A 14,031-nucleotide genomic window follows, 5' to 3' on the forward strand; every position below is an offset into this window, starting at 1 on the left:
GCCGCACCCGCAGACGGCACCCGGGGCGGCTGCGGTTGCTGCGCGCGACGCGGTGTCACTAGCGTCCGGCGGGTGCCGTCCCCGCCCCCGGCCGACCTCCCCGGCGCCGGCCCCGACGACGACCCGGTGGTGACCGGCCTGCGCGTCCGGCACGACGCCGGCGCGTCGGTGCGGGAGGTCCGCCGCCGCGTCGCCGCCCACCTCGTCGGCCGCGAGCGCGAGCTCGACCTGCTGCTGGCCGCGGTCGCCGCCGGCCGCGACGTCGTCCTGGAGGGGCCGCCGGGCACGTCGAAGTCGACGCTGCTGCGGGCGATCACCGCCGAGTGGGGCGTGCCGCTGGTCTTCGTCGAGGGCAACGCCGACCTCACCCCGACCCGGCTGGTCGGGCACCACGACCCCGCCCGGGTGCTGCGCGAGGACTACCGGCCGGAGAATTTCGTCCCGGGCCCGCTGGTGCAGGCGATGCGCGGCGGCGGGTTCCTCTACCTGGAGGAGTTCAACCGGGCACCCGAGGACACGCTCAACACGCTGCTCACCGCGATGGCCGAGCGGCGGCTGGCCGTGCCGCACGTGGGCACCGTGGAGGCGCGCGCCACCTTCCGCGTCGTCGCCTCGATGAACCCCTTCGACGCCATCGGCACCACCCGGCTGTCGGCCTCGATCTCCGACCGGCTGGTGCGGCTGGCCGTGGGCTACCAGGACGCCGACGCCGAGCGGGGGATCGTCGCCCGCCGCACCGGCATCGCCTCACCGCGGCTGGTGGCCGACGCCGTCGCGCTGACCCGGGCCACCCGCGAGCGCGAGGACCTGCGCCAGGGCAGCAGCGTCCGCGGCGCGATCGACCTCGCCCTGGTGGCCGCCCAGCTCGCCGACATGCGCGACGTCGCGCTGCCCGACGAGCCGTCACTGGAGCCGCCGCGCGGGCTGCCGGAGGACTACACGGCGACGGTGCTCGACGCGCTGCTGCTGGCGCTGTCGGGACGCATCGCCGTGGACGAGACGGTGGAGTCCACGCCGGAGGCGGTGCTCCGGGAGATCTGGGAGGACCACTTCCTGCTCGCCCCTGCGGCGGCCGGCCCCGGTTGAAGGACGGTTGCGGCCGACTCCCCGGTGACCCGCCGGGGCCGCGGCGGCGCCCCGCGCGGGACCCGGCCGGCGCGCCGCCGGCCCAAGCAGCTCACCGAGCAGCCCTCGCTGTACCGGCCGGTCCCCGGCGGGGCCGGGCTGGCGCTGTCCTCCGGCGACCGGCGGCGCACCCGCAGCGGCGGGCCGGGCGGGGGCAGCGCCCCGGGCACCACCGACGAGCCGGCCGAGCTGGTGCCGCTGGCCGACCTCGGCACCGGCGGCGCCGACGCGGAGACCCGGCGCCGCGCCCGGGCGATCGCCCGGTGGCTGGCGGTGCCGCGCCCGCCGGTCGACCGGCGGCCCCGCCGCGGGGTGGGGGAGCTGCGCACCCTGCCGTGGAACGGCGGCTCCGACGAGCTCGACCTCGAGCGCACCCTCGACGCGGTCGCCGGCAACCCCTACCCGGGGGAGCGGGACGTGCTGGTGCGCGAGCGGGTGCGGCAGCGGCGCTCGGTCGTGCTCGTCGTCGACGTGTCCGGGTCGATGCGCGGGGAGCGGGTGCGGACGGCGGCCGCGGCGGTGGGCGCGCTGGCCGGCGAGCTGGCCCGCGACCGGGTCGGCGTCGTCGCGTTCTGGTCCGACGCCGCGGTGCTGGTCCGGCCCGGGGAGACCGTGCCCCCGCCCGCCGTCCTGGACCTGCTGCTGCGGGTGCCCACCCAGGGGCTGACCAACGTGGCCTTCGCGCTGGAGACGGCGGGCCGGCAGCTGGCGGGCGCGCCGGCCCGCGACGCGCGGGTGCTGCTGCTCAGTGACTGCGTGCACAACGCCGGGCCCGACCCGCGCGCGGTGGCGGCGCGGCTGCCGCGGCTGGACGTGCTGCTCGACGTCTCCGGGGAGCGCGACGTCGACCTCGGCCGCGACCTGGCCCGGCTCGGCCGCGGCCGGCTGCGGCTGGTCCGCGGCTCCGGTGACGTCGCCGCCGCGCTCGGCGCGTTCTTCGCCGACTGAGCGCCACAGCCGGGTCCGGGGAGCCGGGACCGCGGCGAAGGCGCTCGGGGCCGGTCGGTGACGCGGTGGGGACGGTGACGGTCCGTTGACGGTCCTGTGACGGCGTCGACGGAGGATGCGACCCGATCGGCGCCGGAACCCGCCCGTCCGAACCGGGAGGGCGGGGGGAACGAACCGACGAGAAGGCGTCGCCGCTCCCCGGAGCCGACCGGCCAGCACGGCGAGCCAGATCCACGCGCCCGTGCACCGGCCACGGCCCTCCCTCGCCCGTGGACGGTGCCGTGGGGCGAACCCGTACCGAGGTGTGACATGGACCTCCGACCAAGGAACCACGCCCGTCCCCCGAGGCGCGCGGTGGCCACCGCGATACCACCGGCGCCGGCAGGGGACGCTGCCACGACCACCGCGACGACGCCGGGACCGCGCCCCGGAGCCGATCTCCCGGACCTCAATCTGCCCCCGGTCGGGGGGCCTGTCTGGGTGGCGTGGCGCGAGGGCACCCTGACGCGGGCCGCGGAGCTGGAAGCGCTGTGTGCATGGGTCCAGCGGAGCAACCCGCGCAGCGACGACGAGGCCCTGGTGCTGGCCATCCGACGTCATCTCACGGCGGCGAGAGAGGCAGCTCGGGTTGCGAGGCTCAACCCGCACAGACGCTTCCGGCTGTTCCGGAACGGCCCGCTCATCGAGCGGGCGACCAGCAACCTCGACGCTGCCGAGGCCCACCTCCTGAACCTCCTGCCGCCCGCGTACGTCCTGGGTCAGATGCCGTGCCTGCTCCGGCACGTGCAGTGCCACCTACCCCCGACGGACCCGCGGCGTCAGGAGTTCGAGGCCATCACCGGGAGGCTGGGGATACGGGATCCGGACCATCCGCAGCTCCAGGACTCGGTGGTTCCGACCCCCGAGGCGAAGCTGCGGATCGTGGACGATGAGCGCCGCAAGATCGTGACGATCGTGAGAGGCGCCAGCTCGGCTGCGCTCCGCGAGCACGTGCGCCTGCGGAGCTTCCGCAACGTGGTGGTGGCGACCACCGTCTTCATGACCGTCCTCGCGGTCGCCGTCGCGGTGACGGGCTTCCTCTACCAGACCCTGTTCCCCGTGTGCTTCGCCCCCGAGGAAGCGGGCATCGCGACGGTCGTGTGCCCGACGAACCAGTCCGGACCCTTCATCCCGCTGGGAGGCCAGCCGCAGCCGGGCATACCGCTGCGCGACATCGACGACGTGACGGCGGAGACGGCGCGGCCGCAGGACCTCATCGTGGTCGAGCTCGTCGGGCTCACCGCAGCAGCGATCGCGAGTGCTGCGGCCATCCGCCGCATGAAGGGATCGTCCGAGCGGTACGGCTTGCCCGTTGCACTCGCTGCGCTCAAGCTGCCGACCGGCGCTGTCACCGCGTTCCTCGGACTCCTCCTCATGCGCGGCCAGTTCATCCCCGGCCTCAGCGCGCTGGACACGTCCGCGCAGATCCTGGCCTGGGCACTGGTCTTCGGGTACGCGCAGCAGCTGTTCACCCGTCTGGTCGATCAGCAGGGGCAGACCGTGCTCGACAGCGTCCGGGGCGCGGACAGGCCCCAGCCCGGTCCCGGTCCGGTGTGAGTCCGGAATCGCCCGGCGGCGGCAGGACGGAGCCACGGCGGACCCCTGACATGCCGGCCCGCGGCCGAGCACGGTGCACGGGCGGCCGGCGCGGCGGTTCTAGGCCGGCACGCCGTGGTGGACCACGCGGCCCTTGCCGGTGCGCTTGGCCGTGTACATCGCCGCGTCGGCGCGGGCCATGAGCTCGTCGGCGCCCACCGCCGCGTCGCCGGCGCCGAGGGCGACCACGCCCGTGCTGGCCCCCACCGCGCGGGTCCGGCCGGCGACGGTGAACGGCACGTCCATCGCCGCCGCGATCCGCGCGGCGGCCTCCATCGGGTCCCCGCCGTCCTCCAGCAGCGCGGCGAACTCGTCCCCTCCGAGCCGGGCCACCGTGTCGCCGCCGCGCAGCGCGCCGGTGAGCCGCTCGGCGACCCGCAGCAGCAGCTCGTCGCCGGCCGCGTGGCCAAGGGTGTCGTTGACCGACTTGAAGTCGTCGAGGTCGAGGAACACGACGGCGACGGGCCGCATGTCCCGGGCGTGCAGCGCCAGGGCGTGCTGCAGCCGGTCGAGGAACAGCGACCGGTTGGCCAGGCCGGTGAGCGGGTCGGAGAAGGCCAGGTGCCGCAGCTGCGTCTCGCGGGCGGCGAGGTCGGCGGCGAGGCGGACGTTCTCCCGGACGGTCATGTACTGCCGGGCGATGAGCGCGGCGATGACCGCGGTGGCCGCCACCATCTCCCCGCGCGAGAGCGGCGTCCCGGCCAGGCTCAGCGCCAGGGTGGTGGCCAGCGCGGTGGTGACCGGCGCGTAGGGCAGCAGGGAGGCCGCCGCGCCGGCCCGGCCGACCCTGCGGTCCGCGGTCGTGGTGCCGGCCGGCCGGCCCGGGCGGCACAGCCCGGCGACGGCGAGCAGCACGAAGGCCACCGTCCAGCCGGCGTCGGCGGTGCCGCCGTCGTAGCTGCTGGTGGCGGCCAGGTAGGTGAAGGCGCTGTCGGCGACGGCGAGGGCGGTGACCCCCGCGGCCACGAGGTTGAGCGGCCGGCGGTCACCGGAGGTCCGGGTGACCAGGAGGACGGCGAGCACGACGAGGGCGACGTCGGCGACCGGGTAGGCGGCCAGCAGCAGCCGGACGACGACGTCGTGGCCGGTGTCCTCGCGCAGCACCGCGCCCAGCGCCGTCTGCCAGCTGACCAGGCCCACGGCGCCGGCGGTCATCAGCGCGTCGAGGAACCGCTGCCACAGGCCGGTGCGCCCGCCGCCGGCCGGGTGCACGACCAGCGCGAGCACGGCGAGGACGGCGAACCCGAGGAAGCCGACGTCGGCCAGCGACGGGAACGGCGCCGCGCCGCGCAGCGCGAGCACCGTCCAGTACGCCTGCCCCGCGGACCAGGCCGCGCAGGCGCCCGCCAGCAGCCACCAGGCCGCCCGCGCCCGCCGGCCGCCGCACCGGGCGGCGTGCGTGGCGGTGGCCGCCGCGGCAGCGGCGGAGGCCAGCGCCTGGGTGAGGTCGGAGACCAGTGCGGCGCCCGCCGGGGGCAGCAGCGCGGTGGTGAGCACGCCGGCCGTGCAGACGCCGACGAGCAGCGCGCCCAGGGTGCGGGCTGCGGGGGTGCGCGGGGCCATGCCGGTCTGCTTCCGTCGGGCGGGCGGTGTCACCCGTCTGATCGACCCGGCGGCGTCGCGGGTGGATGCCCCCTCCGGGTGAGACCCCGGCGGCCCGTGCGGGGTGCGGCGGGTCCTACGTCGCGCGGGACGCGTCCGGCGGCACGCCGTCCCACAGCTCGTCGAACGCGATGCTGTCGTAGAAGGCGGTGCCGTCGACCACCCGGCCGTCGCGCATCGTCAGGAACCACGCGTAGGTGTTGCGGTAGGTCGTGCCCGCCGTGGTGGTGCCCTCGCCGTCCCACAGCACGACGACCACGTCGCCGTCGGCGTAGACGCCGCGGACGGTGACCGGCCGGAACGGCGCCTCCGGCCGGAACCGCGCGCCGAAGGGGTGCAGGACCTCGTCGCTGAACTCCCGGGCGCTGCCGTACCTGCCCGCCGCCCGCGACCGGCCGACGATCTCCCAGGTCATGTCCTCGGCGAAGATGCTCGCCACGTACCGCTCGCCGCGGGACCACGCCGCGAAGGCGTCGGCCACGATCTCCCGGTTGGTGTCCACCCGTCGGACCCTCCCTGCTCAGGGCTCGGCGAACCAGGCGAAACCCAGGGCCGGCACCACGACCCGGCCGTCCTCCACCCCGAGCGGGCCGTCGCTGCCGTGGACGAAGGCGAAGGTGCCGAACCCGGTGACGGTGTCGGCGTCGACCGTCCGCGGGGTGGACGCGACGTTGGCCAGCCCGACGAAGGTGCCGTGCCGGGGGTGGCGGCGCCGCCACACCAGGACGGCGTCGTCGCCGGCGTCGAGGACCTCGGTGTCGGTGCCGCCGTCGAGGGCGGGCAGCGCCCGCCGGGCGTCGCCGAGCCGGCGCAGCGCGGTGGCGACGCGGCCCTCGAGGGTGCCGGGGTCGGCGGCGCGGGCGGCCGCGGCCCAGTCCATCGGCGGGCGGTGCATCCACCGGTTGTCGGGGGCCCGCCGCGGGTCCTCGAGGTAGCCGGTGTCGTTGCGCAGCGCCAGCTCGTCGCCCATGTAGAGCAGCGGGATGCCGCCGAAGCCGTAGGCCACCGCGTAGAGCAGCACCAGCCGGCGCAGCCCGGCCTCCAGGGCCGTCTCGTCCCCGCGGTCGAGGGCGTCCTCGATGCCGCACAGCGAGGCGGCCGACCCGGAGATGCGCGCGTCGCCGGTGGTCTCGTTCTCCTGGAACAGCGCGCCGCGGGCGAAGGAGCCGGGGAAGCGGCCGGAGTAGAAGTCGTTGAGGAAGCGCCGGTGGGCGAAGCCGTCCAGGCCGACGGCGGCGGCGTCGGTGTCGGTGACCGCCCAGCCGATGTCGTCGTGGCCGCGCACGTAGGTGACCCACGTGGTGCTCGGCGGGATCGGCTTCATGCGGCCCAGCGCCTGGCGGGCCAGCCGGACCTCGCCGGTGGCCACGCTGCTCCACATCAGCACCATGAGCGAGTTGTGGTACGCCAGCTCGCACTCCGGGCGGTGCCGCTCGTGCGCGCCGAGGTAGGGCACCAGGTCGTCGGGGGCCACGATCGCCTCGGCCTTGAAGACGACGCCCGGGGCGGCCACCCGGGTCAGCGCGTGCAGCAGCTGCAGCAGCGTGTGACCCTCGGGCTGGTTCTGGCAGGTGGTGCCCAGCCGCTTCCACATGAACGGCACGGCGTCCATCCGGAAGACGTCGACGCCGCGGTTGGCCAGCCAGGTGATCTCGCCGAGCATCGCGAGGGTCACCTCGGGGTTGGTGTAGTCGAGGTCCCACTGGTAGGGCCAGAACGTCGTCCAGACCCAGCCGCCGTCCCCGCCGCGGGCCTCGGGCACCCACGTGAACGACCCCGGCGCCCGGTCGGGGAAGACCTCCGGGATGGTCGCGTCGTAGGCGTCGGGCATCGTCCGGTCGGGGAAGGCGGTGTAGAAGCCGGCGTGGGCGGGGTCGCCGGCCAGCCAGCCCTGCGCCCACGGGTGCTCGCGGGCGGTGTGGTTGAGCACGAGGTCGATGCACAGGCTCATCCCGCGCCCGTGCAGCGCGGCCGCGACCGCCTCGAGGTCGGCCATGGTGCCCAGCCGCGGGTCGACGGCGCGGTAGTCGGCCACCGCGTACCCGCCGTCGTTCTCGCCCTCGCGCGGCCGCAACAGCGGCATCAGGTGCAGGTAGGTGGTGCCGAACGAGGCCAGGTGGTCGAGGTGGTCGGGCAGCCGGTCGAGCGTGCCGCAGAACCGGTCGACGTAGCAGACGTAGCCCTGCACCCGGGACCGCAGGAACCAGCCGGGGTCGATCTCGCGGCGGCGGTCCAGGCGGCGCAGCGGCTCGGGCCGCTGCGCGGCGGCCTGCAGCGCGATCCGCAGCCCGCGGTCGAGCAGCTCACCGGCCCGGTCGCCGTAGAGGACGGCCAGCGCCCCGGTGACGTCGGGCAGCGCCAGCTCCACCCGGGCCAGGAACGCGTCGGCCTCCGCCTCGCCCAGCGCGGCCACCGCCTCGCCGACCAGCCGCTCCGGCAGTGCGCCCGTGGTCGTGCCCTCCCGGCTCATGCGTCCTGACTATCGCGTCCGGGCTCCGTGTGCACACTGGCCCGCATGACCGACCCCCTCCCGCCGGTCGCCGGCGCCCCGCACCCACGCCCCCGCCACGGAGCCGCGAGGTGAGCCGCGCGCTCGTCCTCGGCGGCGGGGGGATCGCCGGCATCGGCTGGGAGATCGGACTGCTGTCCGGACTGGCCGCGGCCGGCGTCGACGCCGGCGCCGCCGACCTCGTCGTCGGCACCTCGGCCGGCTCGGTCGTCGGCGCGCTGCTGCGCACCGGCGCCGACCTGCAGGAGGCCCACGCCGCGCAGCTCGGCCCGGTGCCGGCCGGCGAGCGGGCGGTGCCCTTCGACGGCGGGTCCTTCCTCTCCGCCCTCGCCGAGGCACTGGCCGGGGCGACCGGGGAGCAGGACGCCCGGGCCCGGGTCGGCGCGCTGGCGCTGCGCGCGCGGACGATGCCGGAGTCCGAGCGGCGGGCGGTGATCGCTGCCCGCATCGGGTCGGCCGGCTGGCCCGCGGCCCGGCTGGTGGTCACCGCGATCGACACCGCCGACGGGGGGTTCCTGGCCGTCGACCGCGACACCGGCTGGCCGCTGGTCGACGCCGTCGCCGCCTCGTGCGCCGTGCCCGGCGTCTACCCGCCGATCACCGTCGGCGGCCGCCGGTTCATGGACGGCGGCCTGCGCTCGCCCACCAACGCCGACCTCGCCGCCGGCTGCGACCGCGTGCTGGTGGTGGCGCCGATGGGCGGGTTCCCGGGCAGCCCGCTGGGGCCCTCCCTCGACGACGAGCTGGCCACCCTCCGCCGCGACGGCGAGGTGCACCTCCTCCTCGCCGACGAGGCGTCGCGGGCGGCGTTCGGCGCGAACCCGCTCGACCCCGCCACCCGCGCGCCCGCCGCCCGGGCCGGCCGGGCGCAGGCCGAGCGGGTCGCCGGGGAGGTCCGCGCGTTCTGGGGGTGAGCGGGCGCCGGTCAGCCGGGCAGCACGCGGACGGCGAGCACCGCGACGTCGTCGTCGGTGCGGTCGGGCAGCACCCGGCTCAGCAGCCGGTCGCAGAGTGCGTCGGCCGACAGGCCCGCCAGGCCGCCCAGCGCGCCGGCGACCCGGGCCAGCCCCTCGTCGATGCCGCGGCGCCCGGCCTCGACCAGCCCGTCGGTGACCAGCAGCAGCGTCTCGCCCGGTCCGAGGGCGGTGACGTGGTCGGTGCGGTCGCCGGGCCGGTCGGTGCCGAGCATGCGCTGCGGCGGGGTGGCCAGCAGCCGCACCCCGCCGTCGGCGGCCAGCAGCAGCGGCGGCAGGTGCCCGGCCGACGACCAGCGCAGCGGGCGGGTCGCCGTCCCGTCGGTGGCCGCCTCGAGCCGGGCGACGAGCGCGGTGGCCAGCGTGCCGACGTGCAGCCCGGCCAGCACGCGGTCGACCCGGTCGAGGGTCCCGGCCGGCCCGTCGGGGGAGTCGTAGGCCAGCGTGCGGACGGCGCTGCGCAGCTGGGCCATCGCCGCGGCGGCCTCCACGCCGTGGCCGGTGACGTCGCCGATGACCAGCAGCGTGGCGCCGTCGGGCAGGACGACGGTGTCGTACCAGTCGCCGCCGACGAGGTCCTGCGACACCGCGGGCCGGTAGCGGACGGCGACCTCGAGACCGGGCGGCTGCGGCGGTGGGGTCAGCAGGCTGTGCTGCAGCGTCTCGGCCACCCGCACCTGCCGGCCGTAGAGGCGGGCGTTGTCCAGCGCCAGCGCCGCGCAGCGGGCGACCTCGACGGCGAGCGCGACGTCGTCGGGCCCGGCCGGCGGGCGGTCCCCGCAGCGCACCAGCGACAGGACGCCCACCGCCGAGCCGCGGGCGTGCAGCGGGACGAACAGGCTCGAGCGCGGGTCCAGCCGCTGCCAGGCGCCGCGCACCTCGCCGTCGGGCAGCGACCCCGGCCCGAGCTCCGGCTCGACCCGGGTGAGGTGCACCGGCTCGGTCCCGTACATCGCGGCCGCGAGCTGGGCCTGGTCGCGCGGCGCGGCGACCCGGCCGGCGAGGTAGGTGTCGACGTCGGCGAGGCGGGCCGGGTCGTGGTGGGCGCGGGCGACGGTGCCGGGCGCGCCGTCGCCGGCGACGACGGTGACCGTGGCCCAGTCGGCCAGCCGCGGCACCACCAGGCGGGCGAGCCGGTCGGCGGCCGTGGCGGTGTCGAGGCTCTCGGCGAGGGACCAGGTGACCTCGGCCAGGAACCGGTAGCGGTCGCCCCCGGTGGCGGGTGCGTCGTCCCGGGTGGGTCCACTCACCTCGGCTCCGTCCCGGCCCGGGGTCTCCTCCGGGCGTCGGGGACGCAGCGTACGTGAGCGGGCACCGTCGGCACCCCGTCCGACGCTCCGCCTCGCGGGACGGGTCAGCCGCCGCGGCGCTCGCGGTAGCGGGCCGCCCGCTTCGCGGCCGCGGCCCGGCGGCGCTCGGAGTCGCGCGCGTCGCGGTCCCGGCCCGCCAGGTCGCGGACGGCCTGCGCCGAGCCGGGGGCGTACCCGGCCTTCTTCACCCGGTTCTCCACCGCCTCGGTCATGTAGGCCAGGGAGAACGCCATGCCGAGGATCAGCCCGCCGAGCGCGGACAGCCCGCGGATCCAGAAGGCGCCCGGCACGAGGACCAGCACCAGCGCGATCGGGACGGCCAGCTGCACGAGCGTGCGCGCCACGTGCCGCAGCACCCAGGTGCGCGTCGTCGTGTCGTACAGCACCCAGGTGCGGTGCCGCTCGGGCAGCCCGGCCCCCATCGCGTACGCCACCCACCGCAGCACGCCGGGGCGCACGCGGGGCGGAGGCGCGGGGTCCGTCTCGGGCGGCATGTCTCCTGTGTACGCCGTCATGGTGTGTGCACCAATGGTTGGGGCACCAACTAACGTGTGGTGTCGGTCTCCAGGGCGCGCTGGGAGGCGTCGATCACCCGGGTCAGGGCCCCGTGCAGGCTCTGCAGCTCGTCGAGCGGCATACCCAGGTTCGCCACGATGCCGGCCGGGATGGCCTCCGCCCGCGCCCGCAGCTCCCGGCCCCGGTCGGTGAGGGCGATGGCCAGCGCCCGCTCGTCGCGCGGGTCGCGGTCGCGGCGCACCAGGCCCGCGGCCTCCAGGCGCTTGACGAGCGGGGAGAGGGTGCCGGGGTCGAGCTGCAGCCGCCGGGAGAGGTCCTTGACCGCCAGCGGCCCGTGCTGCCAGAGGGCGAGCATCACCAGGTACTGGGGATGGGTCAGGCCCATCGGCTCGAGGAAGCGGCGGTAGACGGCGACGACGTTGCGCGCGGCGACCGACAGCGCGAAGCACACCTGCTGCTCGAGGGCGAGGGGGTCGGCGGCATCCGAGCGGTCCTGGGCGGGAGCCGCGTCGACGGACTGCATCCCCCGATGCTAATCACGCCCGGGACCGGCCACCCGGGGCGCCGGGCGGCTGCCCCGGCCCGGCCCCGGGGGTCACACTGGTCGGCGGACGGGAGGTGCGCATGGGGACCATCCAGCTCACCGGGGCCGACTTCGCCGCCGCGGTGTCGGCGCCGGGCATCGTGCTGGTCGACTTCCGCACGCCGCGGTCGGGGTCGAGCCGGGCCTTCGCCGCCGTGTTCGACGCCGCCGCCGAGCGCCACCCCGACCTGCTCTTCGCCGCCGTCGACGCCGACGCCGAGGTGGCGCTGGCCGTGGAGCTGCGGGTGCGCTCGGCGCCCACCCTGATGGTCTACCGCGACGGCGTGCTGGTGTTCGCCGAGCCGGGCTGGCTGCCCGAGGACTCCCTCGACCTGCTCGTCGCCACGGTCCGCGCCCTCGACATGCCCGCCGTGCGCGCGACCTTTCCCGAACCCATCGATTGACGGACCCCCTGGCCCCCACCGCTCGCGAGCTCGCGGCGGGCCCCTGCGAGGGGGCCGTTCCAGTACGCCACCACGGTCGGCGCCGGTGTCGACGTGGTGCTGTCTCGGGGGGGCGGGAGACGACGGCCGGTCGACACTGGGCGCCCCGCCGGGCGGGCGTCAGCCGGCGAGGACGACCACGAGCGTGCGCGGGCCGTGCACGCCCTCGACCCGCTGCAGCTCGATGTCCGACGTCGCCGAGGGGCCGCTGACCATCGTCAGCGGGGCGAGCGGGTCCAGCCGGGCCAGCGCGTCGGGCACGTCGGGCACCACCTGCGCGGTCTCCACCACGCACACCAGGACGTCGGGCAGCAGCGACAGCGCCCGCCGGCCCGACCGCGGCGACCCGTCGAGGACCAGCGTGCCGGTCTCGGCGATCGCCGTCGCCACCCCGGTCAGCGTCGCGGCGAACGCGGCCAGGCCCACCGCGGGCCGGCCGTCGTCCTCAGGAGCGCCGGCGGGCCGCCAGGCGGCCGGCACCCCCGGGGCGACGACGACGCCGGCGGGGTCCCACCCCGCGCCCAGTGCCTGGTCGAGGCCGCGGAGCACGGTCGCCGGGACGTCGGCGGGCGCGCAGCGCAGCACGGTGGCCCGGTAGTCCTCGACGCGTTCGGCGAGCAGGTCGAGCAGCTCGGCCGGTGGCAGCGAGCGCGGCCCCGGGACCGGCGGGACCTCGACGACCGGGCGGTGCCCGCCGAGCGCCGTCCGGATGCGGCCGAGCACCTCCTCGCGCGCACTCACGAGCGGTGCTCCTCCGTCCACTGCTGCACGAACGTCCTCCCGGGCGGGGCGGGCAGGTCGCGGGTGCGGGTCCAGGCGCTGGCCGGCGGCGGCAGCGCGGCCGGCAGCGTCGGCCGGCCTCGGGCGAGGAACCGGCCGAGCCCGGCGGCGCGCTGGGCCAGGCGCCACAGCCGCGGGGTGCTCATCACCCGGGACAGCCCGCGGAAGGCGACCGCCTCGGCGGTGGGCCGCTCCCTGTCTCTGGCGACCGCCTCGACGTGCTCGGCGCGCAGGTGCACGAGGATCGAGGGGATGTCGATGGCCACCGGGCAGACGTCGTAGCAGGCCCCGCACAGCGACGAGGCGTAGGGCAGCGAGGCGTTGTCCTCGACGCCGGTCAGCTGCGGGGAGAGCACCGCGCCGATCGGGCCGGGGTAGACCGAGCCGTAGGCGTGCCCGCCGGTGCGCTCGTAGACGGGGCAGACGTTGAGGCAGGCCGAGCAGCGGATGCAGTGCAGCGCCTCGCGGCCCACCTCGTCGGCGAGCACCGCCGTCCGGCCGTTGTCGAGCAGCACCAGGTGGAACTCGGCCGGCCCGTCGCCGGGGGTGACCCCGGTCCACAGCGAGGTGTAGGGGTTCATCCGCTCGCCGGTGGAGGAGCGGGGGAGCAGCTGCAGGAAGACGCCGAGGTCGGCCCACCGCGGCACGACCTTCTCGATGCCCATGACGGTGATCAGCGTCTGCGGCAGCGTCAGGCACATCCGGCCGTTGCCCTCGCTCTCGACGACGGCGAGCGTGCCGGTCTCGGCGACGGCGAAGTTGGCCCCGCTGACGGCGACCCGGGCGCGCAGGAACCGCTCGCGCAGGTGCGCGCGGGCGGCCATCGCCAGCTGCCGGGGGTCGTCGGTGAGGGCGGGGTCGACGCCGGGGATGGTGCGGCGGAAGATCTCGCGGATCTCGGCGCGGTTCTTGTGGATGGCCGGCACGAGGATGTGGCTGGGGGCGTCCTCACCGAGCTGCACGATCAGCTCGGCGAGGTCGGTCTCGACGGCGCTGATCCCGGCGGTCTCCAGCGCCTCGTTGAGGCCGATCTCCTGGGTGGCCATCGACTTGACCTTGACCACCTCGTCGCTGCCGGTGGCCCGCACCAGCCCGGTGACGATGCGGTTGGCCTCGGCGGCGTCGCGGGCCCAGTGCACGACCCCGCCGCGGGCGCTGACCTGGCGCTCGAGCTCCTCGAGGTGCTCGTCCAGGCGCGCCATGGTGGCGGCCTTGAGCGCCCTACCGGCCTGCCGCAGCTGCTCCCAGTGCGGCACCTCGGAGACGACGGCGGCGCGCTTGCCGCGGATCGTCGTCGTCGCCCGGCCGAGGTTGGCCCGCAGCTGCCCGTCGCGCAGTGCCGTGCGGGCAGCGTCGGGGAAGGGCTGCTCGCCGCGCAGGTGACCCACCCCGCGGGGCGCGGTGGGCAGGCCGAGGAACGTCGTCCCCGAGCGGGGGGCGCCCGGCGCGAGCGGCGTCGGGTCGGTGCGGGCGTCCTGCGGCGTCGTCGTCACGCGGCTCTCCTCCGTGGGGGGGGGGGGGGGGGGGGGGGGGGGGGGGGGGGGGGGGGGGGGGGGGGGGGGGGGGGGGGGGGGGGGGGGGGGGGCGGGGGGGGGGGGGGGGGGGG

13 protein-coding genes are annotated in these 14,031 nt (G+C 77.0%); 5 read left to right on the top strand and 8 right to left on the bottom strand.

From position 1 onward, the window contains the following. Positions 1 to 72: 72 nt before the first annotated feature. The 3 genes from ACI8AD_RS20185 (at position 73) to ACI8AD_RS20195 (ending at position 3,669) form a co-directional block, all read left to right on the top strand. Entirely contained in the window at positions 73 to 1,086 is a 1,014-nt protein-coding gene (locus ACI8AD_RS20185) for an AAA family ATPase (protein WP_456872312.1), read from the top strand. A 24-nt stretch (positions 1,087 to 1,110) separates the two neighbouring features. Next, positions 1,111 to 2,073: a vWA domain-containing protein gene (locus ACI8AD_RS20190; protein WP_456872313.1), complete on the top strand. Its 963-nt coding sequence runs from the start codon at positions 1,111 to 1,113 to the stop codon at positions 2,071 to 2,073. Positions 2,074 to 2,553: 480 nt separating this feature from the next. Beyond that, a complete protein-coding gene (locus ACI8AD_RS20195; RefSeq protein ID WP_456872314.1) occupies positions 2,554 to 3,669 on the top strand; it encodes a hypothetical protein in 1,116 nt (371 codons plus the stop codon). A gap of 99 nt (positions 3,670 to 3,768) precedes the next feature. On the opposite strand, the gene ACI8AD_RS20200 is transcribed toward ACI8AD_RS20195, so the two are convergent. The 3 genes from ACI8AD_RS20200 to ACI8AD_RS20210 form a co-directional block, all read right to left on the bottom strand. Next, positions 3,769 to 5,271, bottom strand: coding sequence for a diguanylate cyclase domain-containing protein (locus ACI8AD_RS20200; RefSeq protein ID WP_456872315.1), 1,503 nt, complete (start codon positions 5,269 to 5,271; stop codon positions 3,769 to 3,771). A 115-nt stretch (positions 5,272 to 5,386) separates the two neighbouring features. Further along, the gene (locus ACI8AD_RS20205; protein ID WP_456872316.1) at positions 5,387 to 5,812 is read right to left on the bottom strand and encodes a nuclear transport factor 2 family protein; all 426 of its coding nucleotides are present in this window, start codon (positions 5,810 to 5,812) and stop codon (positions 5,387 to 5,389) included. An 18-nt stretch (positions 5,813 to 5,830) separates the two neighbouring features. Beyond that, positions 5,831 to 7,780, bottom strand: a complete 1,950-nt coding sequence (locus tag ACI8AD_RS20210) for an alpha-amylase family protein (protein ID WP_456872317.1) — start codon at positions 7,778 to 7,780, stop codon at positions 5,831 to 5,833. 110 nt (positions 7,781 to 7,890) lie between these two features. Between ACI8AD_RS20210 and ACI8AD_RS20215 the strand changes: the two genes are divergently transcribed. After that, positions 7,891 to 8,733, top strand: a complete 843-nt coding sequence (locus ACI8AD_RS20215) for a patatin-like phospholipase family protein (protein WP_456872318.1) — start codon at positions 7,891 to 7,893, stop codon at positions 8,731 to 8,733. Between the two features lie 11 nt (positions 8,734 to 8,744). Here ACI8AD_RS20215 and ACI8AD_RS20220 read toward each other — a convergent pair whose 3' ends face one another. The 3 genes from ACI8AD_RS20220 to ACI8AD_RS20230 all read right to left on the bottom strand — a co-directional run bounded on the left by ACI8AD_RS20220 (position 8,745) and on the right by ACI8AD_RS20230 (position 11,142). Next, entirely contained in the window at positions 8,745 to 10,043 is a 1,299-nt protein-coding gene (locus tag ACI8AD_RS20220; protein ID WP_456872319.1) for a PP2C family protein-serine/threonine phosphatase, read from the bottom strand. A 104-nt stretch (positions 10,044 to 10,147) separates the two neighbouring features. Continuing rightward, positions 10,148 to 10,597: a DUF5313 family protein gene (locus ACI8AD_RS20225; protein ID WP_456872320.1), complete on the bottom strand. Its 450-nt coding sequence runs from the start codon at positions 10,595 to 10,597 to the stop codon at positions 10,148 to 10,150. 50 nt (positions 10,598 to 10,647) lie between these two features. Continuing rightward, positions 10,648 to 11,142: a MarR family winged helix-turn-helix transcriptional regulator gene (locus ACI8AD_RS20230; RefSeq protein WP_456872321.1), complete on the bottom strand. Its 495-nt coding sequence runs from the start codon at positions 11,140 to 11,142 to the stop codon at positions 10,648 to 10,650. A gap of 101 nt (positions 11,143 to 11,243) precedes the next feature. Here ACI8AD_RS20230 and ACI8AD_RS20235 point away from each other — a divergent pair, with 101 nt between their 5' ends. Next, a complete protein-coding gene (locus tag ACI8AD_RS20235) occupies positions 11,244 to 11,606 on the top strand; it encodes a thioredoxin family protein (RefSeq protein WP_456872322.1) in 363 nt (120 codons plus the stop codon). 159 nt (positions 11,607 to 11,765) lie between these two features. Here ACI8AD_RS20235 and ACI8AD_RS20240 read toward each other — a convergent pair whose 3' ends face one another. Together ACI8AD_RS20240 and ACI8AD_RS20245 are read right to left on the bottom strand one after the other, a co-directional pair. Continuing rightward, positions 11,766 to 12,386 (bottom strand): LutC/YkgG family protein, encoded by a 621-nt coding sequence (locus tag ACI8AD_RS20240; RefSeq protein ID WP_456872323.1) that lies wholly within the window; start codon positions 12,384 to 12,386, stop codon positions 11,766 to 11,768. Then, the gene (locus ACI8AD_RS20245; protein WP_456872324.1) at positions 12,383 to 13,918 is read right to left on the bottom strand and encodes a LutB/LldF family L-lactate oxidation iron-sulfur protein; all 1,536 of its coding nucleotides are present in this window, start codon (positions 13,916 to 13,918) and stop codon (positions 12,383 to 12,385) included. The genes ACI8AD_RS20240 and ACI8AD_RS20245 overlap by 4 nt, the downstream gene beginning before the upstream one ends. Positions 13,919 to 14,031: the final 113 nt, after the last annotated feature.

Source organism: Geodermatophilus sp. SYSU D00766 (genome assembly GCF_054049915.1).

Bases quoted from the DNA above. Each gene is read 5' to 3' on its own strand.
- ACI8AD_RS20235 (WP_456872322.1), top strand. From the start codon at position 11,244: ATGGGGACCATCCAGCTCACCGGGGCCGACTTCGCCGCCGCGGTGTCG.
- ACI8AD_RS20225 (WP_456872320.1), bottom strand. From the start codon at position 10,597: ATGCCGCCCGAGACGGACCCCGCGCCTCCGCCCCGCGTGCGCCCCGGC.
- ACI8AD_RS20230 (WP_456872321.1), bottom strand. From the start codon at position 11,142: ATGCAGTCCGTCGACGCGGCTCCCGCCCAGGACCGCTCGGATGCCGCC.
- ACI8AD_RS20200 (WP_456872315.1), bottom strand. From the start codon at position 5,271: ATGGCCCCGCGCACCCCCGCAGCCCGCACCCTGGGCGCGCTGCTCGTC.
- ACI8AD_RS20210 (WP_456872317.1), bottom strand. From the start codon at position 7,780: ATGAGCCGGGAGGGCACGACCACGGGCGCACTGCCGGAGCGGCTGGTC.